The organism is Streptomyces sp. CA-251247 (genome assembly GCF_050952975.1).
Lineage (GTDB): Bacteria > Actinomycetota > Actinomycetes > Streptomycetales > Streptomycetaceae > Streptomyces > Streptomyces achmelvichensis.
This window is the reverse complement of the sequence record NZ_CP191861.1, coordinates 6,362,542-6,385,771: the sequence shown is the minus strand read 5'-3', so window position 1 is coordinate 6,385,771 and position 23,230 is coordinate 6,362,542. Positions and strand designations below refer to the sequence as shown.

The following is a 23,230-nucleotide window of genomic DNA, read 5'->3' as shown; positions in this document are numbered from 1 at the left end:
CTGGCGGTATGACCGAATTCAGTGATGCCGAGCGTGCTTACCTGGCGTCCCAGCGGCTGGGGCGGCTCGCGACTGTCGATCCCAAGGGCCAGCCGCAGGCCAACCCGGTCGGCTTCTTCCCGCAGGAGGACGGCACGATCCTGGTCGGCGGATACGCCCTGGCGACCACCAAGAAGTGGCGCAACCTTCAGGCGAACCCGAAGGTCGCGCTCGTCGTCGACGACATCGTGAGCCTCAAGCCGTGGAAGGTGCGCGGTGTGGACATCAGGGGCGAGGCCGAACTGCTCACCGGACCGCACGAGCTGGGCCCGCACTTCAGCGAGGAGCTGATCCGGATCCACCCGAGGAAGATCCACAGCTGGGGCCTGGACTGACCGGGTGCGGCGCGCGGAGACCGCGCGCCGCACCCTGCCCGTCGAGACCCGTCGAGGCCCGTCGAGGACCGTCGGGACGACGTCAGCGCAGATGTCCGCGCTTCGCCTGCATCGCCGCGCGCCCTTCCGCGCCCTTGCGCTTCCAGTCCTTGAGGATCTCCGAGCGGAGCCGGGCATCGGTCTTGGCGACGATGCGGCGGTTCTCCCGGAGCAGCTTGCGGTAGCTGTCGAGACGGCGTTCGGGCAGTGAGCCGTCCTCGACGGCGGCGAGCACCGCGCAGCCCGGCTCCGCCTCGTGGGCGCAGTCGTGGAAGCGGCACTGCCGCGCGAACTCCTCGATCTCCGCGAAGACCTGGCCGACACCGGTCTCCGCGTCCCAGAGCCCGACACCGCGCAGCCCCGGCGTGTCGATCAGAACACCGCCACCGGGCAGGACGAGCAGGTTGCGGGTCGTGGTGGTGTGCCGGCCCTTGCCGTCGATGTCACGGGTGGCCTGCACATCCATCACGTCCTCGCCGAGGAGCGCGTTGGCGAGGGTGGACTTGCCCGCGCCGGAGACCCCGAGCAGCACGCTCGTACCGTCGGCGACGACGGCACCGAACACGTCCATGCCGTCGCCGGTCAGCGAACTGACGGTCAGTACCTGCACGCCGGGCGCGGTCGTCTCGACGTCCTGGACGAGATACGAGAGCCCGGTCGCGTCCGGCACCAGGTCGGCCTTGGTGAGCACCACGACCGGCTGGGCCCCGCTCTCCCACGCGAGCGCCAGGAAGCGCTCGATCCGGCCGAGGTCGAGCTCGACGGCGAGCGAGACCGCGATGACGGCGTGGTCGACGTTGGCCGCGAGGATCTGCCCCTCGGAGCGGCTGGACGAGGTGGAGCGTACGAAGGCGGTCCGGCGCGGCAGATACGTCCGGACGAACCGGGGATCGCCGGCCGGGTCGACGGCCGCCCAGTCACCGGTGCAGACGACCCGCAGCGGATCGTGCGGGGTGACGAACGCCGTGTCGGCCCGGACCGGGCCGGCGGCGGTGACGACGTCGCACTGGCCCCGGTCGACCCGTACGACACGGCCGGGCAGCAGACCCCGCTCGGCGTAGGGAGCGAACTCGTCCTCCCAGCCCTCGTCCCAGCCGTAGGCGGCCAGCGGATGCGAGGACGACGCGACCGACGAGGAAGACAACGACGATGACGAAGAAGACGACGCCGGAGGAGAAGAGTGGGACGGAGAGAAAGACAAGGGGTGACCCTTCACATGGGTGGCCCCGGCACGCGCACACAGGCGCGGAGAAGTGAGGTGAGGTCAGCCGGAGACCACGGGGGTGGAGTGGATGAACATCTGAGTGAGGGCAGCGCCCAGCGCGATGACAGCCATCGTTCACACCTCCCGGATCATGCTCGGCCTGACGCGGCGACAGTGGGCCACCGCGAGAACGCCGTCACGTTAGCCCGGCCCGCCCGTCCGGCGCCACGGGTTTTTCTCCGTCGTACCGGCGCGGGGCGGAAAACACCCGGTCGCCGCACGCGGTGTATCCATCCGCTCACTCCGTGTGGCGGGCCCGAATGATCACCCATAGCTTCGGCTCATGACGAAACGACAGTTCAGGTGCCTCGCATGCACCGCAGTCGTCATGGTCTCGGGACTGGGCGCCGCCGCCCCCTCGTCCGGAGCGACCATGCGCGCGGTCCATCCGGGCGAATCGATCCAGGCAGCAGTGGACGCGGCGAAGCCGGGCGACACGATTTTCGTCGCACCCGGCACCTATCGCGAGAGCGTCCTTGTCACCACGTCCGGTCTGACCCTGCGGGGCGCCGGCCCGGCCACCGTCATCCGGCCCGCCGCGGCCGGTACACGGGCCGCCAACGCCTGCGCGCAGATCGGCAGCGGCATCTGCGTACGGGGCACGGACAGCAAGCCCGTGAAGAATGTCGCCGTCCGCTCTCTGACGCTGAGCGGCTTCGCGAAGAACGGTCTGTGGGCCACCCGTACCGACAGGCTCTCGGTCCGGAAGGTGACCGCGGAGAAGAACGGCACCTGGGGTCTCGCCCAGGAGCGCTCCACCCGGGGCGTGTTCCGCGAGAACACCGCCCGCTCCAACGGTGACGCCGGGATCTTCCTGGCGAACACCATCGACAGGGAGGGCGGCGCCACCGACATCGGCGGTGCGGTGGTCGCCGGCAACCGGCTGTCGGACAACCGCATCGGCATCACCGTGCGGCGGGTCCGGAACCTCTCCGTACTCCGCAACGAGATCACCGCCAACTGCGCCGGCATCTTCGTCGTGGGTGACGAGTCGAAGCCGGCGGCCGGCGCGATGACGATCGCACGCAACGTCGTCAGCAAGAACAACAAGCACTGTCCGGCCACGGCCCGGCTGCCCTTCCTCCAGGGCTCCGGCATCGTGCTCACCGGCTCCGAGGCCACTGTCGTCCGCCACAACAAGGTGACCGACAACGTGGGCACTTCGCCCCTGTCCGGCGGCATCGTCCTGTTCCAGAGCTTCGTGGGGGCGGCCAACACCGACAACGTCATCGAGAACAACCGGGTGACGGGCAACGGCAAGGCCGACCTCGCCAACGCCACCGGCGGCGCGACCAACAAGTTCAGCGGCAACCGCTGCAAGACGTCCGTACCCGCGGGGATGTGCTGAGCCCGTGACCGCGATCAGCCCCAACCCCCGTTTCACCGGGTCCGCCGGAGCGCGGACCCTCAGACGATTCGAGGCCGCATGACCACCGTAAGCCCCAGACCTGTCCAGCCCGTCGTGGACGACGTCGCCGCCCCTCCCCCGGCCATGCGCCTGCGTGAGCTCGTCTTCGGCGCGGCGGTGTCCGCGGCCGTCCGCGCGGCGGCCCGGCTCGGCGTGGCGGACGCTCTCGACGAGACGCCCACCACCGCCGAGGCGCTCGCCGTCAAGGTGACCACCGAGCCGCAGCCCCTGCGCCGGCTGCTGCGTGCGCTGTCCTGCTACGGGATCTTCGTGGAGACCGAGGACGGCACGTTCGCCCACACGCCCATGTCCCGGATGCTGCGCGAGGACGACCCGAACAGCCTGCGCTACATCTCCCTGTGGTGCACCGAGCCGTGGACCTGGGACGCCTGGCCGCGCCTCGACCAGGCCGTGCGCTCCGGCGAGAGCGTCTTCCAGGACCTGTACGGCAAGGGGTTCTTCGAGTACCTCCACGACGACGCCCGTGAGTCGGCGCACGTGTTCAACCGCGCGATGACCACGTCCAGCGTGCAGTCGGCGCAGGACGTCGCCGACCTGCTCGACCTCAAGGGCGTCAGGACCGTGGCCGACATCGGCGGCGGTCAGGGCCATGTGCTGGCCAGCCTGCTGGAGAAGCACCCGACGGTGAAGGGCACCCTGTTCGACCTGCCGGGCGTCGTGGCGAAGGCGGACCCGCGGCTGCGGGACGGCGGTCACCTCGCGGGCCGGGTCACCATCGTGGCCGGCGACTGCCGCCGCGAGATGCCGGTCGACGTCGACCTGTACGTCATCAAGAACATCCTGGAGTGGGACGACGAGAGCACCCGCAGCGCCCTGCGGAACGTCGTCGAGGCGGCCCGGCCCGGAGCGCGGGTCGTGGTGATCGAGAACCTGGTCGACGACACCCCGTCGATGAAGTTCACGACCGCCATGGATCTGCTTCTGCTGCTGAACGTGGGCGGCGCGAAGCACACCCAGAAGTCGATGACGGACCGGATGACGCAGGCGGGCCTGGTGGTCGGTGAGGTCCGTCCGGTCAACGCCTACCTCCACGCGTTCGAGTCCGTCGTGCCCGGGTGAGTCGGTCCCACCACCCCCGCAGCACGCCGACGCCCCGGGTCCTCCGATCAGGAGGAGCCGGGGCGTCGTCGCGGTCTCACGCGGTGCTGTCGCGTTCCCACCGGTAGAACTGACGGGCCATCGCGTCCTTCGGACTCCGCCAGGTCTGCGGGTCGTAGGGGCTGACGAAGGCCGTCAGCCGGTCGCTGATGTCCTTGAACGCCGGGTGCTCGGTCACCTGGGCGATCGCCGGTCCCGGAGGGCGGTCCGACTCGATCAGATGCATGTACACATCGCCGAACTGGAACAGACTGCGCCGGGTGACTCCGACGAGGTGCGGCAGTTCGCCGCCGTCGGACGCCGCGAACAGCTCGGCGATGTCGGGTGCCGACTCGGGCGCCATGCGGGCCACGATCAGCGCCTGGTGCGGGGAGTTCATCCGCTGTGTCCTTCCTTCCGGGTCAGTTGGAGGGAACCGCGGCGCCGCGGCTCTCCCGGTCGCGCTGCTCGATCTTGTCCTTGATGAGCGCCATCTGGACCTTCGAGTTGCGGTTGATGTTGTCGGTCATCCACTCGTCGTCGACGGGCGCGTCGGGCTTCATGGCGAAGTCCTGGCGCCACAGCATCCGCGTGCCACCGGCGACCTCGGAGTACTCCCAGTGGATGTTCATGTGCTCGAAGGGGCCGGTCTCGACGCGACGGGCCTCGACCGTGCGCGCCGCACGGTTCGGGGTGCGCTCGGAGACCCAGCTCCAGACCGTCCCGTTCTCGTCCGGGTGCATGGTCAGCCGGAACGTCGTGGTGTCGCCCTGGCGCTCGATGACGTCGACGGAGGCGTACTCGCTGAACAGCTGCGGCCAGTTCTCCAGGTCGTTGGTCATGTCCCAGACGAGATCCAGCGGCGCTGCGACGACGATCTCGTTCTCGGTGTGTCCGGACACTTCAGGCTCCGCTCATGAGGTTGGCGTTGACGAGGTCGAGGAACTCCCGCGGGGTCTTGCACCGGTCGGCGTCGGGCGGGAGGGGACGGCCGTGGCGGTTCTCCAGCTCGCCGACGATGCCGAGCAGACCGAGCGAGTCGAGGCCGAACTCGTCGAAGCGGGTTTCGCTCCGGCCGGCGAGGTCGGCGGGATCCACGGTGAGGCCGGCGCCCTTCTTCATCAGGGCGGCGAGCTCTTCGATGGTCAGTACGTCTGACATGGCAGTTCTCCTTGTCACGAGTTGTCACGAGGGCGATCGGCCGCACCGCGCACCACCAGGGCCGCGTTCGAGCCCATCAGCCCGCGGCTCAGGACGAGGGCCGTACGCAGCGGTGCCTTGCGGGCCTTGCCCGTCACGACGTCGATGTCGTGGCACACGTCGAAGACACCCGGGGTGGGCGGCACGACGCCGTGCTCCATCGCGAGGACCGCCGTGGCCACGTCGAGCACGGGCCCGCCGCAGTACGCCCGGCCGATCCCGGTCTTGGGCGCGGTCACCGGGACCCGGCGGCCGTGCGCGCCCAGGGCGTCGGCGATAGCCAGCGCCTCGGCACGGTCGGCCTCGGGCACACCGAGCGCGTCGGCGAAGACCACGTCGATCTCCTCCGGGGCGCAGCCGGCCTGCTCGAGTGCGCCACGGATCGACATGGCCAGTCCTTCCCGGGACTCCTTCCACCGGGAAGGACCGGTGAAGGTGGCCCCGTGCCCGGCCACGTATGCGCGCGGCTGCACACCGCGGCGCAGCGCCGCCGACTCCTCCTCGACGACGAGCATCGCCCCGCCCTCGGCGGGGACGAAGCCGCAGGCCTCCGAGGTGAAGGGCCGGTAGGCCCGGGCCGGGTCGTCGCTGGTGCTCAGGTCCTGGTAGCCGAGCTGGCAGACGACCGAGTAGGGCGCGAGCGGGGCCTCGGCGGAGCCGACGACCACCGCGTTCGTGCCGCGGGCGACAGCGCCCGCGGCATGGGCGAAGGCGTCCAGGCCGCCCGCCTCGTCACTGGCCACCACACCGCAGGGGCCCTTGAAGCCCCCGCGGATGGATATCTGGCCGGTGCTGGCGGCGTAGAACCAGGCGATGGACTGGTACGGCCCGACATAGCGGGAGCCCTGGCCCCACAGCCGCTGGAGCTCCCGCTGGCCGAACTCGCCGCCGCCCGACCCGGCGGCGGTGACGACACCGACGTCGTAGGGCTCGTCCTCGTAGTCGGCGCGGCCGAGCCGCGCGTCCTCGAGGGCGAGATCGGCGGCCGCCATCGCGAAGTGCGTGAACCGGTCGGTCTGGACGAGGTAACGCCCCTCGATCATGGTGGCCGGATCCAGTCCGCGCACTTCGCCGGCGACGCGCAGCGGCAGATCGCCGCATCCCTCCCGGGTGACCCGGTCGAGGACGCTGATGCCCTCCTGCGTCGCCTTCCAGAAGACATCGGTACCGACCCCGTTGGGGGCTATGACACCGATCCCGGTGACAACCGTGCGCCGGTCGCTGCGGGTGCTCATCCTGACCTCCCACTGGGTCGGGTCATGACGACCGCCGACTGGAACCCGCCGAACCCACTGCCGACGGAGAGCACGCTGCGCAGCTTCCGGGAGCGGGCGGTGCGCGGCACGTAGTCCAGGTCGCACTCGGGGTCGGGGGTCTGGTAGTTGGCCGTCGGCGGGACCACCTGCCGGTCCATCGCCAGGACGCACGCGACGAGTTCGATGGCGCCGATGGCACCCAGCGAGTGACCCACCATGGATTTGATGGAGCTCATGGGCGTCTTGTAGGCGTGGTCGCCGAGGGAACGTTTCACCGCCGCGGTCTCGTGGCGGTCGTTCTGCTTGGTTCCCGACCCGTGCGCGTTGACGTAGTCGATCGCGGAGCTGTTGATCCGGGCATGGCCGAGGGCGGTGTCGATGGCGCGGGCCATCTCCAGGCCCTCGGGCGTCAGTCCGGTCATGTGGTACGCGTTGCCGAAGGTCGCGTAGCCACCGATCTCGCAGTACACGGTCGCGCCACGGGCGCGGGCGTGCTCCAGCTCCTCGAGGACGAGTACCGCTCCGCCCTCGCCCATGACGAACCCGTCACGGTCGGCGTCGAACGGCCGGGAGGCGTGCTCCGGGTCGTCGTTGTTCGCCGATGTCGCCTTGATCGCGTCGAAGCACGCCACGGTGATCGGGGATATGGGCGAGTCCGACGCGCCGGCTATGCACACGTCCATCCGTCCGTCCTCGATCGCGTGGAACGCGTAGCCGATCGCGTCGAGTCCGGAGGTGCAGCCCGTCGAGACGGTCTGCACCGGACCGTGGGCGCCGATCTGTTCGGCGACCGCCGAGGCGAGGGTGCTCGGCGAGAACGCGCGCTCGAGGTGCGGTCCCGCCGGGCGGTGGTCCACGTCCCAGCGCGCGCCCGAACTGCTGACGGCGACGTAGTCGTGCTCGAGGCGCGTGGTGCCGCCGACCGCGGTGCCGAGCGACACCCCGATCCGCCAGGGGTCCTCGTTCTCGGGGTCGAGACCGGAGTCCTGTACGGCTTCCCGGGCGGCCACCAGCGCGAACTGGATGTACCGGTCCGAGCGCGCCACCAGCTCGGCTTCGAGACCGTGCCGCGCGGGGTCGAAGTCGACCTCGGCGGCGATACGCGAGCGGAAGCCCTCGGGGTTGAAGAGGGTGATACCCCGCGTGGCCGTACGTCCGCTCGCGAGCAGGTCCCAGAACGCCGGGGCGCCGACACCGCCGGGGGCGACGATGCCGACCCCGGTGACCGCCACCCGCCGGTTCACGAAACGGCCCCAGTCCGTTCCGGCGGCCTGCCCTGCTCGGCAGCCTCCTCGACATGCTCGGTGTCGACGTGCCCGAGTTCGGGGCGCGGCGCGAGCGGGCCGAGGTGGAAGACCATACGGGCCTCCTCGTTGCCGACGTTGCGGAACCGGTGCCGCACGTTCAGCGGGATCATGAGGCCCTGGTCGGGACTCATGGAGTGCGTCTCGCCGTCCAGGTCCACCTCCAGGAGCCCCTTCACCACGTACACGAACTCCTCCGAGTACGGGTGGTAGTGCTCGGCGATGGACTCACCGGGCGGCACGATCGCCAGGCCCATGAACCCGCTGGTCGCTCCCACGGCCGTCGGCGTGAGCACGGCGCGCAGGTCACCGCCTCGCCGGGTGTTGGGCTGGGTCTCGCTGAGGTCCACGATGCGTGGGCTGTGCGTGGTCATGCTGCTTCCTCCAGATGCAGGGTCCCGGTGGTTCGGCCCGCTGGCCGCTTCGCCGGGCGCGGGGTCAGGACGTCGTCAGGACTCGGGCGGCGCGCTCCGGTCGGTGATGAGCTGCATGTCGGAGCGCGCGAGGAAGCGCGAGATCTCCGCGTCGGTGGTCGGCACACCCTCGTCGCCGTCGGCGAGGAGCTTGGCGAGGCAGGCGGCCTTGCGGTCACCTGCGACGCCGAGTGCCATGGCGGGGTGCCCGTCCAGCGGCCCGACGACGTCCACCAGGCGGACAACGATGTCGTCGCGCTGGAAGACCGTGCTGCCGGCGATGGGGTTCCCGGGGCTGTCGGCCGCCGCCTCGTCCTGCTTGGCGAGCATCCGGGCCAGGGCCATCCCGCAGCCCTCCTTGGCCTGGTAGAACAGCGCGTGCCGGTTGACCTCGTCGGTGTCCACTCCGTCGCCCGAGACATGGTGCACGGCGGGCAGTGCGGCACGGGTGAAGAAGAGCCGCGCGGAGTTGGGGTCGTCGAGATCCCGGTCCTGCTCCAGGTACGGGTTGATGGCGTCCTCGACGGCCCGCACCTCGGGCTGCCGTGCCACGTGCCGCAGCGCGGCCATCAGGTCGCCCTGCACCTCGATCGCCCTGACGACGCGGTTGCCGTGCATGAAGAGCGAGGTGCGGCGCAGCCGGGTGTCGTCGTCGACGCGAGCCGACGGCGAGGTGTAACCGGCAAGGATCTTGGCGACCTTCTCCTCGGTGCCCGGCTTGACCGTGAAGGTCAGCGCGTGCCGGACCACTCCGTCGCCGACGCGAGGAGCCGCCTGGAGGCCGCCCTTGCTGGGCGCGAAGGACTCGGTGAACGGCGCTCCGGTCTCCCGCAGCACACTGAAGCGCAGCGAACGCGTGTCCCGTACGCAGCTGTGCAGCGGCTGGACCGTCTCCACGTGCTCCTCGCTGTTGACCCACGCGAGGAAGGGCGGTGCACTCTCCCACTCGCTCGTGATGAGCCACTGCGACGGGTTCTCGATCGACTGGCAGAGCTGGTCGTTGATGTGCCCCGGTACGGAGGCGACCTGGTTCCGCATGTGCTCGTACGCCTCGAGGAACTGCTTCTGCGCCCCGTCGTGGAGGTCCAGCAGCAAAATCACCCGAAGCCTGGAGCCGTCGAAGGCGGACTGCGATATCCGTTCCGACAAGGTTGTCATCCTTGTTCACACTCCTTCGCGACCGTGCCAGACATGGCCCGTCGTCAGTTGTCGGTGGAATCCGCACGGTCGAGCCCTGCGGATCCGCAACGATCGCCCCACATGGCCCGGGGGCGCTCCCGCAACCGATCGTGGTCCGGTCCCACGTCCGGCGCGAGAGCTGAGCACCATGCGGGTGAATGGGCGAGGGAACCCCTGTCGCGCCGGGCATCTAGTTCCCATGGAAGAGAACGCCGATCACCGCGTGCCGGTACTGATCGTCGGCGGGTCCCTGGTGGGCCTGGCCACCTCGATGTTCCTGAGCCGTCATGGCATCGGGCATCTGCTTGTCGAGAAGCACTCGGGCACATCCACCCACCCCCGCGGACGAGGAATGAACGTCCGCACAATGGAGCTGTTCCGCGTCTGCGGAGTGGAACAGGACATCCGCGAGGCTGCGGCCGTCCTTGCCGAGAACCACGGAATCCTTCAGGGCGGGTCCCTGACGGGCAATGACTCCGCTTGGCTGTTCAAGGAGATCGACCCGGGCGGCCGGCTGGCGCGGATCAGTCCCGCCGGCTGGTGCCTGTGCAGCCAGAACGACATCGAGCCGGTGCTCTCCGAGCATTCGCGAAGGCTCGGGGCGCAGATGCTGTACTCGAACGAGATGCTCTCCTTCGAGCAGGACGCCAAGGGTGTCAGCGCGATCGTCAAGGACCGTACGACCGGCGAGCACAGGACCGTGCGCGCCGACTACCTCGTCGCCGCCGACGGGCCGCGCAGCCCCGTCCGGGAACAGCTGGGCATCGGCCAGACCGGCAACGGCGAGCTGTTCCACAACGTCAGCGTCACCTTCAACTCCCGGCAGCTCGCCGACGTCGTCGGCGACCGGCGCTTCATCGTCTGCTACCTGACCAAGCCCGGCGCGGACGGGGCCCTGCTGCCGGTGAACAACGTCGACCGCTGGGTCTTCCACGCTCCGTGGCACCCCGAGGACGGTGAGACCCTCGACGACTTCACCGACGAGCGGTGCGCCGACCACATCCGCCGGGCGGTCGGGGCCGAGGACCTCGATGTCGAGATCACCGGCAAGGCGCCGTGGCACGCGGCCGAACGGGTCGCGGAACGCTACTCGGACGGCCGGGTCTTCCTCGCCGGCGACTCCGCCCACGAGATGTCCCCGACCGGGGCGTTCGGCTCCAACACCGGTATCCAGGACGCCCACAACATCGCCTGGAAGCTGGCGGCGGTACTGAAGGGCTGGGCCGGGCCGGGGCTGCTCGACACCTACGGCATGGAGCGGCTGCCGGTCGCGCGGGTCACCAGCGAGCGCGCCTCGGCCCGCTCGGCGGAGCACAGCCACCCCGGCTACGCACCGTCGCCCACCTCGGGCGGCGGCCGGCAGGGCGGTGTGCTGATGGTGGCGATGGGCTACGGCTACCGCTCGGGCGCGGTCGTCGGGGTCGACCCCTCGCTGGCCGTGGTGCCCGAGCGCATGCAGCTCTCGGGGGACCCCGGCACCCGGGCCCCGCACATCTGGGTCACCGGACAGAACGGCCGTGTGTCGACGGTGGACCTGTACGAGCAGTCGCTCGTGCTGCTGTGCGCCGAGAACTCACCGTGGCGCGAAGGCGCCCGCAAGGCCGCGGCGGGACTGTCCCTACCTCTGGAGGCCTACGCGATCGGCGGCGGGCCCGCCGCCGACCTCGCCCCGGAGGACGGGGAGGACTGGGCCGAGCGGCACGGCACCACCCCCGAGGGCGCGGTGCTCGTCCGTCCCGACGGCTTCGTGGCGTGGCGTTCGCCGGGTGCGGCGGCCGATCCCGAGGCGACGCTGCGGAAGGTGCTCACGGAGGTTCTGAGCCTGGGCTGAGTACTTCCCCGGCAGACAGCTGGTCCGGCACGCGCGACGCATCTGGGCAAACGCGTCGCGCGTGCGGCCGTTGCGCTCTACGGTGCGCGGATAGCCCACCGTATGCGGGAGGTGTAGAAATAGGACATGGCCGCACGCTACGGCCGCCGGCGCTCGGTTCTCCGGATGAGAACCCTCGCAGGTCAGGTCTTTCTCCTGCAGGTGGCGATCGTGGTGTTGCTCGTCGCCGCAGGCATGGGCGCGCTCGTCCTGCAGTCCCGGTCGGACAGTGAGCGCGAGGCACGCAACCGTTCGGTGGCGGTGGCCGAGACGTTCGCGCACTCGCCCGGTATCGAGGCTGCGCTGGAGAGTCCGGACCCCACAGCAATTCTCCAGCCGCGCGCCGAGGAGGCGCGTAAACGTTCCGGCGTCGACTTCATCGTCGTGCTCAGTACCCAGGGCATCCGCTACACCCATCCGCTCCCCGACCGGATCGGCAAGCAGTTCGTCGGCAACCTGGCCCCGGCCCGGGCCGGCAAAGTGGTCACCGAGAAGATCACCGGGACCATCGGGCCACTCGTCCAGGCAGTGGTGCCGGTGCGGGGGGCCAACGGGGCGGTCATCGGCATGGTGTCGGCGGGCATCACGATCGACCATGTCAGCGGTGTCGTGGAGGACCAGTTCCCGCTGCTGCTGGGCGCCGCGGGAGTGGTGCTGCTGCTGACCACCGGTGGCACGGCCCTGGTCAGCAGACGGCTGCGACGGCAGACGCACGGCCTCGGGCCCACCGAGATGACCCGGATGTACGAGCACCACGACGCCGTCCTGCACGCCGTACGCGAAGGCGTGCTCATCGTCGACGGCGAGGGGCGGCTGCTGCTCGCCAACGACGAGGCGCGGCGGCTGCTGAGTCTTCCGGCGGACGTGGAGGGCCGGCCGGTCGCCGAGCTGGGACTGGACCCCCGCACCGCGGAGCTGCTGACCTCGGGACGCATCGCCAGTGACGAGGTGCATCTGGTCGGGGACCGGCTGCTCGCCGTGAACCAGCGCTCGACCGACGCGGACGGCGGACCGCCCGGCAGTGTGGCGACGATCCGCGACACCACCGAGCTCCAGGCGCTCAGCGGCCGGGCGGACGTGGCCCAGGCGCGGCTGAAGCTGCTGTACGACGCCGGTACGGAGATCGGCACCACGCTGGACGTGGTGCGCACCTGCGAGGAGCTGGCGGAGTTCGCCGTGGGCCGCTTCGCCGACTACGCCACCGTCGACCTGATGTCCGCCGTGCTGCGCGGCGAGGAGCCCACGCCGAGCGGCGGCGGCGCGGAGATGCACCGTGTGGCGTTCCACGGACTGCGGCAGGACACGGCGCTCTACCCGCTGGGCACGGCCATCCGCTTTCTGCCGACCACCCCGATGGGCGCGGGGATCGGCAAGGGCGAAGCCGTCCTGGAGCCGGATCTCGCCGCGCTCAGAGGCTGGCAGCAGCAGTCGCCCGTCCGGGCGCAGAAGCTGGTCGACTCCGGATTTCACTCCATGATCGCGGTGCCGCTGCGGGCTCGCGGGGTGATCCTGGGTGTGGCGATGTTCTGGCGCTCCAAGCGGCCGGAAGCCTTCGAGGAGGAGGACCTCTCCCTCGCCGAGGAACTGGTCGCCCGGGCGGCGGTGAGCGTGGACAACGCCCGCCGGTACACGCGCGAGCACACGATGGCGGTGACGCTCCAGCGCAGTCTGCTCCCCCGCGGGCTGCCGGAGCAGAACGCCCTGGATGTCGCCTTCCGCTACCGCCCCGCCCAGGCGGGCCTCGGCGGGCTCGGCGGAGTGGGCGGCGACTGGTTCGACATCATCCCGCTGCCGGGTGCGCGGGTGGCGCTCGTCGTCGGCGACGTCGTGGGGCACGGGCTCCACGCGGCGGCCACGATGGGCCGGCTCCGGACGGCGGTGCACAACTTCTCCACCCTGGATCTGCCGCCCGACGAGCTGCTGTGGCATCTGGACGAACTGGTCGCCCGGATCGACCAGGAGGAGGTCGCCGACGGCAATGAGGGCGGCGAGGCGGGCGTCACCGGCGCGACCTGCCTCTACGCGATCTACGACCCGTCCACCGGCCGCTGCACGATGGCGCGGGCCGGGCACGTCCAGCCGGTGGTGCTCCACGCGAACGGCACCGCGGACTTCGCGGAGGTCCCCGGAGGCCCGCCCCTCGGTCTCGGCGGGCTGCCCTTCGAGACGCTCGAACTCCAGCTGCCGGAGAACAGCAGTCTGGTGCTCTACACGGACGGTCTCGTCGAGGACCGCGAGCGGGACATCGACGAGAGCCTGGCCCTGCTGCGCCGAACCGTCGCGGGGCATCCGGACCGCAGTCCCGACGAGACGTGCGAGGCAGTGCTCCGGGCCCTGCTCCCGGAGCGACCGCGGGACGACATCGCGCTGCTGGTGGGCCGCACCCGCGTACTCGACCCGGCGAAGGTGGCGGACTGGGAGGTCCGGCCGGACCCGTCCGCGGTCGGCGAGGTCCGGGGGGCTGTGGCACGCACGCTGGCGGAGTGGGGTCTGGAGGAGGAGGCCTTCACGACGGAGCTGATCCTCAGCGAGCTCGTCACCAATGCCATCCGCTACGCCATCGGGCCGATCCACGTCCGGCTGATCCTGGACCGCAGCCTGATCTGCGAGGTCTCGGACCACAGCAGCACCTCGCCACATCTGCGCCAGGCCGCCACCACCGACGAGGGGGGCCGCGGCCTGTTCCTGGTGGCCCAGTTCGCCGACCGCTGGGGCACCCGGTACACACCGGACGGCAAGGTCATCTGGACGGAGCAGCCGTTGCCGTCCGAGGACCTGTGACGGGCGGTGGGGGCGCCGGGGTGCTGTGGATCGGCGGCCCGCCCGGCGCCGGCAAGACGACGGTGGCCAGGCTGCTCGCCCGTCGGCACGGTCTGCGCTGGTACAACGCCGACGCGCACACCTGGGAGCACCGTGACCGCGCGCTCGCGGCGGGCCACCCGGGGGCGGTGAGGTGGGAGGCGCTGTCGCGTGAGGAGCGCTGGTCGGCTCCGGTGGCGGAGATGTTCTCGATGTCCCTGCACCGCGAACGCGGGCCCATGATCCTCGACGATCTCCGGGCGCTGCCGCCCGCGCCGCTGACCGTCGCCGAGGGCACCCCGGTCACGCCCTCGGTCACCGGCGCCGAAGCCGCCGCCGTGTGGCTGATGCCCACGCCGGCGGTGCAGGAGGCCCGGCTGGCCGAACGCGGTCTGGAGCGGGGCCAGAGGGAGCTCTACCGGTTCCTGGTCCGCGAGATCGCCGAGGAGGTGGAGGCGTACGGGGGTGCGACGGTCATGGTGGACGGCAGCCGCAGCGTCGAGGACACGCTTGCCGAGGTCGGGAAACATCTCGCGGCGGCACTGGCCGAGGGCCCGGCGGCACGGACGGCGGCCGGGCGCGGTGAGCTGCTGCGGTATGCGAACCGGGCTGTCGTCTCCCAGTACCTGGCCTTCTACGCCCGGCCGTGGGCACCGGGAGATCCGCGGACGACAGTCCTCGCCTTCGCCTGCGAGTGCGGTGCGGACGGGTGCGAGGAGGATGTCCGGCTCGCGGTCGCCGCGTTTCCGCGGAGCCCGGTGCTCGCGCCAGGACACGGATAGAGGCCGAGGAGACCGACGCCGGTGGTGTGTTCGGCCCCTGCCGGCCGAACGGGCCCCAACTGCCGTCACAGCGGCGGCCGGACAGGTCACGGCCGGTCCCGCTCCCCCGCGAGTGGCCGGCCGCAGCGCAGATTCCACCGGCCGGCCCGGCCGCTCAGTTCGGTGAGCGTCAGCGGTGCCACGTCGAGCCGCCAGAACACCTCGGTGGGAAGGCCCAGCGCATGGACGGTCACCGCCCGCGCGAACGCGGGCTCCACGACCGCCAGCACCCGTCCCGCGTCCTCGGGCAGGGAACGCAGCCAGTCGCCCGCCCGGGCGCAGAGCGCCGTCAGGCACTCGCCGCCGTGCGGGACGGCCGACGGGTCGGACAACCAGGCAGCCACCGCCTCGGGTTCGCTCGCGCTCACCTCGTCCAGCCGCCGTCCCCGCCAGCGGCCCATGTCCCAGTCGGCGAGCCGGTCCACGGGCTCGGCCCGAAGCCCCAGCGCCTCGGCCGTCGCGCGGCAGCGCAACGACGGTGCGCACAAGGGCTGTTGGACCCGCGGCAGATCGCCTGCGGCGGCCCGCGCCGCGCGTGCCCCGAGTTCGTCCAGCGGCTCGTCCGCCCCGAATCGCGCCTCCCGCACAGCGGCCGTCGTCGCAGGTGAGACCAACATCACCCGTACTGTCATCGGTTGCCCGTCCTTCCCGCCGCAGTGCCCACGGCGCAAGCACATCACGGGTGTTCCGGTGTTCTCCCGCGCCCCCACGCGCCGTAGCGGCGCGGGCCCGCAAGCGGTACGGTCGCGTGGACATGACGACGGTGTGACGGAAGCCCGGTGAGAATCCGGCACGGTCGCGCCACTGTGAACCCGTACCTCTGCGGGAAGTCAGACCCAGCACCTTCGTCTCAGGCACCACGATCGGGACGCGTGTTCCCCAAGGAGGTTCTGCCATGGCTCAGTCCGTTGCGCCCGCCACCACCGCGCCGGCCATCACCCCCATCTCGCTCAAGGCGATTGCCCCCTGGGCGGCCTTCTTCGGCATTCTGATGCTGGTCCTGCTGTACTTCGTCGGCGCCGAGCAGGGCGCCACCTCGCTCATCGCCGGTGAGAACGTTCACGAGTGGGTCCACGACGGACGCCACCTGCTCGGCTTCCCCTGCCACTGAGATCCCGGGGGAACCGATCATGAACTCCATATCTGTGAGAGCCCTGCTCGTCCGCGGCATGCTCGCCGGACTGGTCGCCGGTGCGGTCGCCATGGCCGTCGCGTACTTCCTGGGTGAGGGTCCCGTCGACTCCGCCATCGCGTTCGAGGAGAGCCACTCCCACGAGCACGGCGGCGAGGAACTGGTCACCAGGGCCATGCAGTCGACCGCGGGTCTCGCCACCGGTGTGCTCGTCTTCGGTGTGGCGGTCGGCGGCATCGCCGCCCTCGCCTACTGTGTCGCGCTCGGCCGCATCGGCCGGTTCGGTCCGCGCGCCACAGCCGCGCTGCTCGCGCTCGGTGCGCTGCTGAGCGTGTACGTCGTGCCGTATCTGAAGTACCCGCCGAACCCGCCGGCCGTCGGCGACCCCGACACGATCGGCCAGCGGACCTCGCTGTACTTCCTGATGGTCCTGCTCAGCGTGCTGCTCTCGGTGGCAGCGGTGATCCTCGGCAAGCGGCTGGCCCCGCGCCTCGGCAACTGGAACGCGACGATCGCCGCGGGCGGTGCCTTCGTGGTCGCCGTCGGTCTCGCCTACGCCTTCCTGCCGTCGTTCAACGAGGTGCCGAAGGGGTTCCCGGCCACGGTGGTCTGGGAGTTCCGGCTGGCGACGCTGGCCATCCAGGCCACGCTGTGGACCGTCTTCGGTCTGGTCTTCGGCTTCCTGGCCGAGCGGCTTCTGACGCCGAGGACGGTGCCGGCGGCGGACGAGAGCGCCTCTGCCTCTCCTGCCGTGGCAGCCAACTGATTTACCGTCAGCATGGAGGAACCCGCCGGGAGACCGGCGGGTTCCTGTGTTTGGCCCGCCCCGGTCCCTTGGAGAAGGGGCCGGGGCGTCGCCTGACTCACCGAGGCCGTCGCCTCACGAACGAGGCAGGCCGCGGCGGCGTCTCACCCACCGAGGGCTTCGCCGCTCGGAGTTCAGCGCGTGAACGTCACGCCGACCTGTTCCGGCGCCTTTCCCGCGGCTCCGCGGCACTGGGCGTCCGCGCCCGGCTCGGCGGTCGCCAGCCTGCCGACGACGAGCGTCAGACAGCGGCCGAGCGCCTGCTGGCCGTAGTAGTTGGGGTGCAGAAGCTCCTGTGCCTCGTCGACGGGGAGTTCGGTCTTCGTCCGTGGCACATAGCGGGCCCATTCGGCCGTGGTGGCGGGCGGCGAGACGACGGCGCCGTCCGCGGCGAAGGCGGTCTGGAGAGACTTCTTGCCGCAGACCTGGTGGCCTTCGAGCAGCCGGCCGAGGTCGACGTGGTCGGCGCCGGTCCGCACGGCAGCCTTCTTGATCTCCCGGTTGAGGGCGGCACCCAGACCGGTCGCGATCCAGCGCAGGTCACGGTTGTAGAAGGGGCAGCCGTACGCGCTCCAGCGGTCCCAGCCGTTCTCGTCGTGCGCGGCGGTCGTGGCCGCCTTCCCCGAGGCCAGCGGCATCGGATAGGACTGCACGAGGATGCGCGGGGAGGACCCGGTGTCCTTGACCGCTGCCCGGACCGCCTCGACGGCCTCGGCCACCTTGGCGCCCACGGTACGCACGCGCTCGGCGGCCGGGGCGGTGACCGCTGTGTCGGTCGAGCAGTAGCGGTTGTTCTTCCAGGCGTCGGCGCACACCTTCATCGTGTCCGTCAGGTGGACGTCGTTCCCGCCGACCGAGACGACGACCACCGTGACGTTGTTCTCGGTGGCCAGCGTCCTCAGCCGGGCCAGCTGCGACTCCTCCGTGCGGAAGTTCCGCGACAGATGCTGCGTCGCCGCCCCGGAACAGGCGATGTTGAAGCGCTTCGGGGTGCCCGCACCGATGACGGCGGCGTCCGCGCGGTGGCAGCCGGGGCTGTAGATCTTCTCCAGGCCGATGCCCGCGGTCTTCACACGGTCCGTCGCATCGCGCAGAGCCTGCGGGATGCCGCCGAAGTTCTTGAGCCCTTCGGCATTCCCCTGCCACCGGGCGCCCTCGCCGGAGATGAAGCTGTCGCCCATGGTCACCAGAGCGTCGGGCTTCGCCTCGGCCGCCACAGCGGCCGGGGTGCCGAAGGTGGCCGTGGCGGACAGGACCGCGAGGGCGCACAGGGTCGCGGCGGCCCGGTACCGGCGTGCGCGCACCGTCCCGGCTCCGGCCGTGGCGGGGGCCGGGACGGTGGTGGCACGCGCGGATCCGGTCGTCTCAGGGGCGGGGCATGTGGTCATCGGCGAGTCCTTCCGCAGTGGTTCCCCCTCTCACTCAGTGATGTTGGAGTCGGCGCGGGACGGTCAGTCCTGCCGGGGCGGGAAGTCACCCGTACGGAGCGGGACGGCTCGGCCGGCCGCACAGGTCCGATTCGTTCAAGACCCGCTGCGGGCGCCCTGCCTAGATTGACGTCATGACTCCACAACTCGACGCGATCGGCATCGTCGCCTCCGACATGGCCGCATCTCTCGCCTTCTACCGCCGCATCGGCCTGGACATCCCGGCCGGCGCCGACACCGCCCCGCACGCCGAGGCGACGCTGCCCAACGGGCTGCGTGTGCTGTGGGACACCGAGGAGACCATCCGCTCCTTCGACCCCGAGTGGACCCGCCCCACGGGCGGCGGCGAACGCATCGGTCTCGCCTTCCGCTGTGACAGCCCGGCCGAGGTGGACGCCGTGTACACGGACCTCACCGCGGCCGGATATCAGGGGCACCTCAAGCCCTGGGACGCGGTCTGGGGACAGCGCTACGCCGTGGTGCTCGACCCCGACGGCTGCGGGATCTCGTTCTTCGCGGACGCCGCGTAGGCACTGAGGGTCGTACCGCCGAGGTCCCGCATCTCCCGGGCGAGGTGCGCCTGGTCGGCACAGCCCGCGGTGAGTGCGGCGTCGGCGTACGGCACTCCGGCCCGTACGAGTGTCAGCGCGCGCTGGAGCCGCAGCACCCGGGCCAGGGTCTTGGGCCCGTATCCGAACGCCGCCAGGGAACGGCGGTGCAACTGGCGGGCGCCGAGGCCGGCCGCGGAAGCGGCGCCGGCGACGGTGCCGCCCTCGTCGAGACGGCGGACGACCTCGCCCAGCAGCGGGTCGGGACGTTCGGCGTCCGCGGCGCGGGCGATCGCCACGGTCTCCAGCTCCCCGACGGTGTCGGCGGCCGTCAGGATGCGCTCGGTGAGCCGGCGGGCCTCGGCCGCACCCCACAGATCGGCGATGTCGACGCGCCGGTCGCGCAGTTCGTGCGCCGGTACGCCGAGGAGCGCGGGCGCGGTGCCCGGGGCGAACCGGACGCCCATGGCCGTGATCGGCCGGGTGTCGGCGATCTGGGCGCGCGAGTCCGGACCGGCGACGAGGAGCCGGCCGTCGACCACCATGAGGTCCATGCAGCCGTCGGGCAGTACGGGGTGGGCGGGACCCGGGCGGTCGGCCGGGGTGCGGGTCCACACGACGGCGCCCTCCAGGCTTGAGGGGCGTTCCACGTACATGCCATCGAGGCTAGTGCTTCCCCCCTCGTCCCGCGGCGGCGCGGACGAGCGGCTCCCGGGGACCCGCCGTCACTCCCCCGGCGGCGCCTGCTTGTGGTGCTCCCTGCCGGAGTGCAGCCGGGAACGTACGTCGTCCGGGGGCAGGAAGCGCGACCAGCGCTCCGGGAACTCCGAGGGCATGGGGGCGTCGTCCCCGTCCGCCTCGTCGTCGTCCGGGTCGTCGTACATGTGCGCCGCCTTCGCGCGGGCGAGGATCTCCGCCGCCTGGGCGGCGCGCATGCGCTCGTTGGCGGCGCGGGCCGCCGACGTCGCGACCGACGGCCAGACACGGTCGATCGCGGCGTTGACCGCGGCGCCGACGAGCACCGCGAACGCGGTCAGACCGATCCAGAGCAGGACGGCGATGGGCGCCGCGAGGGAGCCGTAGATCGTCGGGCCCTCGACCGTGCTGGTGAGGTAGATCCGCAGCAGGAAGCTGCCGAGCACCCACATCGCGAGGGCCACCAGGGCGCCGGGGACGTCCTCGATCCACGGCGAGCGCACGGGTACGGACACGTGGTACAGCGTGGTCAGGAAGGCGATGGAGAGCAGGATGACCACCGGCCAGTACAGGACCGCCACCACTTCCGTGCCCCACGGCATCAGCTCCACCACCCGGTCGGGGCCGACGACCGCCAGGGGCAGGACCACCGCCCCGATCAGCAGGGCGATGATGTAGAGCAGGAACGCGAGCAGGCGGGTGGCGACGATGCCGCGCTGGCCGTCGAGGCCGTACATCACGGTGATGGTGTCGATGAAGACGTTGACCGCGCGCGATCCCGACCACAGGGCGATCGCGAAACCGATGGAGATGATGTCCGGCCGGCCGCCGTGGGTGACGTCCTCCAGCAGCGGCTTGGCGATCTGGTTGACGCCCCGGTCGGACAGTACGGTGCCCACGGCGGTGAGGATGTTCTCCTCGATCGAGGCGACGGTGGTGGTGTCGGTCCAGTCGTCTATGTAGCCGAGCAGACCGATCAGGCCCAGCATCAGCGGCGGCAGGGACAGCAGCGTGAAGAACGCGGCCTCGGCCGCGAGGCCCAGAATGCGGTACTCGATGCACGAGTTGACCGTGTCTTTCAGGAGCAGCCACGCCATCTTCCGCTTCGAGACGTTGCGGTAGAGGACCCGGGCCCGGTGGAGCCGTCCCGGTGGCCGCTCGGGTGTTTCATTTGCTGCCTGCACCTCCTTACCGTAGCGGCATGGCAGCTAGCACCCACACAGTGACCAACCAGGCTCCGCCCCTGGTGGGGTACGACGTCTACACGTCCGACCGGGCCCTCACCGAAGCCGTGGAGCGGCATGTCGCACCGGGCCTTCTCGACGAGGCACGAGAGGAGCTCTCGGAACTCGGCCGCAGCGCCGGATCCGCCCAGGCGCAGGAGTGGGGGACGCAGGCGAACGAGAATCCGCCGAAGCTGCGGACGCACGACCGGTACGGCAACCGGATCGACGAGGTCGACTTCCATCCGGCCTGGCACCGGCTGCTCGGCCACGGCGTCACCTCGGGTCTGACCAACGCCTGGGGCAGGCCCGGCGGACACGTCCGTCGCGCGGCCGGTTTCCTGGTGTGGACGCAGGCCGAGCCCGGACACGGCTGTCCGCTGTCCATGACGCACGCGGCCGTGCCCGCGCTGCGGACGGACCCGGCGCTGGCAGCCGAGTGGGAGCCGAAGCTGACGTCGCAGATCTACCAGGAGGACCTGCGGCCCGCGGCCGACAAGCCGGGTGTGCTGTTCGGGATGGGGATGACCGAGAAGCAGGGCGGCAGCGACGTCCGGGCGAACACGACCCGGGCCGAGCCGGTCGGCGGGGACGGCGAGTATCTGCTCACCGGTCACAAGTGGTTCTGCTCCGCCCCGATGTCCGACGGCTTTCTGGTGCTCGCGCAGGCCGCCGAGGGCCTGACCTGCTTCCTCGTGCCGCGGATCCTCGCGGACGGCACCCGCAACGTGTTCCGGATCCAGCGGCTCAAGGACAAGCTGGGCAACCGGTCGAACGCGTCGAGCGAGGTGGAGTTCGACGGGACGTGGGCGCGCCGGGTCGGTGACGAGGGGCGCGGGGTGCGCACCATCATCGAGATGGTGGCGGCGACGCGGCTGGACTGCGTGCTCGGGTCGGCGGCGCTGATGCGGCAGTCGGTGGCGCAGGCCGTGCACCACTCCGTGTACCGCAGCACCTTCGGCGGTCCGCTGATCGACAAGCCGCTGATGCGCAACGTCCTGGCGGACCTGGCGCTGGAGTCGGAGGCGGCGACGGCGCTCGGGCTGCGGCTGGCCGCCGCGTACGACGCCGACACGGAGGAGGAGCGTGCCTTCCTGCGCCTCGCCGTGCCCGCCGCCAAGTACTGGGTGACCAAGCGGTGCACGCCGACGGTCGCCGAGTCGCTGGAGTGTCTGGGCGGCAACGGCTATGTCGAGGAGTCGGGGATGCCCCGGCTGCTGCGCGAGTCGCCGCTCAACTCGATCTGGGAGGGCTCGGGCAATGTCCAGGCGCTGGACCTTCTGCGGGCGCTCCAGAGGGAGCCGCGGGCCCTGAACGCCTTCCTCCAGGAGGTGGGCCGGGCGCGCGGCGCGGACCACCGGCTGGACGCGGCGATCAAGAATCTGCTGACCGAGCTGGCGGACCTGGACGGCATCGAGGCGCGGGGCCGCCGGCTGGCGGAGCGGATCGCGCTGGTGCTCCAGGGTTCGCTGCTGGTGCGGTGGGCCCCGCCGGAGGTGTCGGACGCGTTCTGCGCCTCCCGGCTCGGCGGTGACTGGGGTACGGCCTTCGGCACCCTGCCGCACACGCTCGACCTGGCGTCGGTCGTCGAACGGGCGCGGGCCGAGGTCTGAGCCGGCGGGGCCGAGACGAACCCGGGGTGGTGCCGCGTCGGCGGCACCACCCCGGGGGCCGTGCACCGTCGTATCCGCGCAGGCAGGTGCGCGATGGCGGCCCCCGGCACGAGCCACGGGACCGCCGTCCACCGTCCGACCCCCCTTGCGCCCCACCGCCCCCCTCATGGTTCCCTGGCGCTCATGAGCATCACCGTGACCACCTGGCACCTGGAGCAGACCTCGCCCTCCGATCTGCGGCCCGCGGCCGCACCCGGGGACGACGTGCGCATCGTGCGCGCGGAGGTGCCGTCGCCCGAGTTCAGCCGGTTTCTGTACACGGCCGTCGGCGGCGACATCCGGTGGACCGACCGGCTCACGATGACGTACGCACAGTGGGAGGAGGTGCTCGGCAGGCCGGGCACCGAGACCTGGGTGGCGTACGACCGGGGCACACCGGCAGGCTACGCGGAGCTGGAGGCCCAGGACGGCGGCTCGGTGGAGATCGTCTACTTCGGCCTCGTCCCGGCGTTCCGGGGGCGCCGCATCGGCGGCCATCTGCTGTCGTACGCGACGGCGAGGGCCTGGGACCTGGCGGAGCGCCGGCCGGACATCACGCCGACGAAGCGCGTCTGGCTGCACACCTGCTCCAAGGACGGCCCGCACGCCATGGACAACTACCTGCGGCGCGGCTTCACTCTCTTCGACACCACGGTGGAAGAGGAGCAGGAGTCGGTCACTCCCGGCCCCTGGCCCGGCGCTCACGGCTGAGTGACCGGCAG

23 protein-coding genes are annotated in these 23,230 nt (G+C 71.2%); 11 read left to right on the top strand and 12 right to left on the bottom strand.

Annotation, left to right across the window (positions count from 1 at the left end; all coding sequences use genetic code 11):
* Window positions 1-8 precede the first annotated feature (8 nt).
* The gene (locus ACQPWZ_RS28355; protein ID WP_340476097.1) at window positions 9-374 is read left to right on the top strand and encodes a PPOX class F420-dependent oxidoreductase; all 366 of its coding nucleotides are present in this window, start codon (window positions 9-11) and stop codon (window positions 372-374) included.
* 82 nt (window positions 375-456) lie between these two features.
* Here the strand turns inward: ACQPWZ_RS28355 and rsgA are convergent, their stop codons facing one another.
* Window positions 457-1,557, bottom strand: coding sequence for a ribosome small subunit-dependent GTPase A (rsgA, locus tag ACQPWZ_RS28350; RefSeq protein ID WP_433572707.1), 1,101 nt, complete (start codon window positions 1,555-1,557; stop codon window positions 457-459).
* Between the two features lie 403 nt (window positions 1,558-1,960).
* Between rsgA and ACQPWZ_RS28345 the strand changes: the two genes are divergently transcribed.
* Together ACQPWZ_RS28345 and ACQPWZ_RS28340 are read left to right on the top strand one after the other, a co-directional pair.
* Window positions 1,961-3,025 (top strand): right-handed parallel beta-helix repeat-containing protein, encoded by a 1,065-nt coding sequence (locus tag ACQPWZ_RS28345; RefSeq protein ID WP_433572706.1) that lies wholly within the window; start codon window positions 1,961-1,963, stop codon window positions 3,023-3,025.
* Window positions 3,026-3,103: 78 nt separating this feature from the next.
* On the top strand, window positions 3,104-4,165 hold the full coding sequence (locus ACQPWZ_RS28340; protein ID WP_340476094.1) for a methyltransferase: 1,062 nt from the start codon (window positions 3,104-3,106) through the stop codon (window positions 4,163-4,165).
* 76 nt (window positions 4,166-4,241) lie between these two features.
* Here the strand turns inward: ACQPWZ_RS28340 and ACQPWZ_RS28335 are convergent, their stop codons facing one another.
* From ACQPWZ_RS28335 to ACQPWZ_RS28305, 7 genes are all read right to left on the bottom strand, one after another.
* Entirely contained in the window at window positions 4,242-4,583 is a 342-nt protein-coding gene (locus tag ACQPWZ_RS28335) for a TcmI family type II polyketide cyclase (RefSeq protein ID WP_313943426.1), read from the bottom strand.
* 22 nt (window positions 4,584-4,605) lie between these two features.
* Window positions 4,606-5,085 (bottom strand): SRPBCC family protein, encoded by a 480-nt coding sequence (locus tag ACQPWZ_RS28330; protein WP_340476093.1) that lies wholly within the window; start codon window positions 5,083-5,085, stop codon window positions 4,606-4,608.
* 1 nt (window position 5,086) lies between these two features.
* Window positions 5,087-5,344, bottom strand: a complete 258-nt coding sequence (locus ACQPWZ_RS28325) for an acyl carrier protein (RefSeq protein ID WP_340476092.1) — start codon at window positions 5,342-5,344, stop codon at window positions 5,087-5,089.
* A 14-nt stretch (window positions 5,345-5,358) separates the two neighbouring features.
* Window positions 5,359-6,618 (bottom strand): ketosynthase chain-length factor, encoded by a 1,260-nt coding sequence (locus ACQPWZ_RS28320; RefSeq protein WP_356702314.1) that lies wholly within the window; start codon window positions 6,616-6,618, stop codon window positions 5,359-5,361.
* Window positions 6,615-7,883, bottom strand: a complete 1,269-nt coding sequence (locus tag ACQPWZ_RS28315; protein ID WP_327679075.1) for a beta-ketoacyl-[acyl-carrier-protein] synthase family protein — start codon at window positions 7,881-7,883, stop codon at window positions 6,615-6,617. Before ACQPWZ_RS28315 ends, ACQPWZ_RS28320 begins: the two co-directional genes overlap by 4 nt.
* Window positions 7,880-8,317 carry a cupin domain-containing protein gene (locus ACQPWZ_RS28310; protein WP_313943431.1) on the bottom strand — a complete coding sequence of 146 codons (438 nt, stop codon included), beginning with the start codon at window positions 8,315-8,317 and terminating at the stop codon, window positions 7,880-7,882. Before ACQPWZ_RS28310 ends, ACQPWZ_RS28315 begins: the two co-directional genes overlap by 4 nt.
* 75 nt (window positions 8,318-8,392) lie before the next feature.
* Complete coding sequence (locus tag ACQPWZ_RS28305; RefSeq protein ID WP_356702311.1) at window positions 8,393-9,514, bottom strand: SchA/CurD-like domain-containing protein; 1,122 nt, start codon at window positions 9,512-9,514, stop codon at window positions 8,393-8,395.
* 220 nt (window positions 9,515-9,734) lie between these two features.
* On the opposite strand from ACQPWZ_RS28305, the gene ACQPWZ_RS28300 reads away from it, so the two are divergent.
* From ACQPWZ_RS28300 to ACQPWZ_RS28290, 3 genes are all read left to right on the top strand, one after another.
* Window positions 9,735-11,366: an FAD-dependent oxidoreductase gene (locus tag ACQPWZ_RS28300; protein WP_433572705.1), complete on the top strand. Its 1,632-nt coding sequence runs from the start codon at window positions 9,735-9,737 to the stop codon at window positions 11,364-11,366.
* A gap of 126 nt (window positions 11,367-11,492) precedes the next feature.
* The gene (locus ACQPWZ_RS28295; RefSeq protein ID WP_433572704.1) at window positions 11,493-14,186 is read left to right on the top strand and encodes a SpoIIE family protein phosphatase; all 2,694 of its coding nucleotides are present in this window, start codon (window positions 11,493-11,495) and stop codon (window positions 14,184-14,186) included.
* On the top strand, window positions 14,183-14,986 hold the full coding sequence (locus ACQPWZ_RS28290; RefSeq protein ID WP_433572703.1) for an AAA family ATPase: 804 nt from the start codon (window positions 14,183-14,185) through the stop codon (window positions 14,984-14,986). The genes ACQPWZ_RS28295 and ACQPWZ_RS28290 overlap by 4 nt, the downstream gene beginning before the upstream one ends.
* A gap of 86 nt (window positions 14,987-15,072) precedes the next feature.
* Here the strand turns inward: ACQPWZ_RS28290 and ACQPWZ_RS28285 are convergent, their stop codons facing one another.
* Window positions 15,073-15,657 carry a histidine phosphatase family protein gene (locus ACQPWZ_RS28285; protein WP_340476086.1) on the bottom strand — a complete coding sequence of 195 codons (585 nt, stop codon included), beginning with the start codon at window positions 15,655-15,657 and terminating at the stop codon, window positions 15,073-15,075.
* Window positions 15,658-15,920: 263 nt separating this feature from the next.
* Here ACQPWZ_RS28285 and ACQPWZ_RS28280 point away from each other — a divergent pair, with 263 nt between their 5' ends.
* Both ACQPWZ_RS28280 and ACQPWZ_RS28275 read left to right on the top strand, forming a co-directional pair.
* The gene (locus ACQPWZ_RS28280; protein ID WP_340476084.1) at window positions 15,921-16,136 is read left to right on the top strand and encodes a CbtB domain-containing protein; all 216 of its coding nucleotides are present in this window, start codon (window positions 15,921-15,923) and stop codon (window positions 16,134-16,136) included.
* 19 nt (window positions 16,137-16,155) lie between these two features.
* Window positions 16,156-16,923 (top strand): CbtA family protein, encoded by a 768-nt coding sequence (locus ACQPWZ_RS28275; RefSeq protein WP_340476083.1) that lies wholly within the window; start codon window positions 16,156-16,158, stop codon window positions 16,921-16,923.
* Window positions 16,924-17,096: 173 nt separating this feature from the next.
* Here the strand turns inward: ACQPWZ_RS28275 and ACQPWZ_RS28270 are convergent, their stop codons facing one another.
* On the bottom strand, window positions 17,097-18,350 hold the full coding sequence (locus tag ACQPWZ_RS28270; RefSeq protein WP_433572702.1) for a GDSL-type esterase/lipase family protein: 1,254 nt from the start codon (window positions 18,348-18,350) through the stop codon (window positions 17,097-17,099).
* 173 nt (window positions 18,351-18,523) lie between these two features.
* Between ACQPWZ_RS28270 and ACQPWZ_RS28265 the strand changes: the two genes are divergently transcribed.
* Entirely contained in the window at window positions 18,524-18,919 is a 396-nt protein-coding gene (locus tag ACQPWZ_RS28265) for a VOC family protein (protein ID WP_340476079.1), read from the top strand.
* Here ACQPWZ_RS28265 and ACQPWZ_RS28260 read toward each other — a convergent pair.
* A complete protein-coding gene (locus ACQPWZ_RS28260; RefSeq protein ID WP_340476078.1) occupies window positions 18,859-19,593 on the bottom strand; it encodes a DUF6597 domain-containing transcriptional factor in 735 nt (244 codons plus the stop codon). The two genes, ACQPWZ_RS28265 and ACQPWZ_RS28260, sit on opposite strands and share 61 nt — an antisense overlap.
* Window positions 19,594-19,662: 69 nt before the next feature.
* Window positions 19,663-20,817 carry a YihY/virulence factor BrkB family protein gene (locus ACQPWZ_RS28255; protein WP_340476077.1) on the bottom strand — a complete coding sequence of 385 codons (1,155 nt, stop codon included), beginning with the start codon at window positions 20,815-20,817 and terminating at the stop codon, window positions 19,663-19,665.
* Between the two features lie 17 nt (window positions 20,818-20,834).
* On the opposite strand from ACQPWZ_RS28255, the gene ACQPWZ_RS28250 reads away from it, so the two are divergent.
* Window positions 20,835-22,469, top strand: a complete 1,635-nt coding sequence (locus tag ACQPWZ_RS28250) for an acyl-CoA dehydrogenase family protein (protein ID WP_433572701.1) — start codon at window positions 20,835-20,837, stop codon at window positions 22,467-22,469.
* Window positions 22,470-22,652: 183 nt separating this feature from the next.
* A complete protein-coding gene (locus tag ACQPWZ_RS28245) occupies window positions 22,653-23,219 on the top strand; it encodes a GNAT family N-acetyltransferase (protein WP_356702295.1) in 567 nt (188 codons plus the stop codon).
* The last annotated feature ends 11 nt before the right edge of the window (window positions 23,220-23,230 follow it).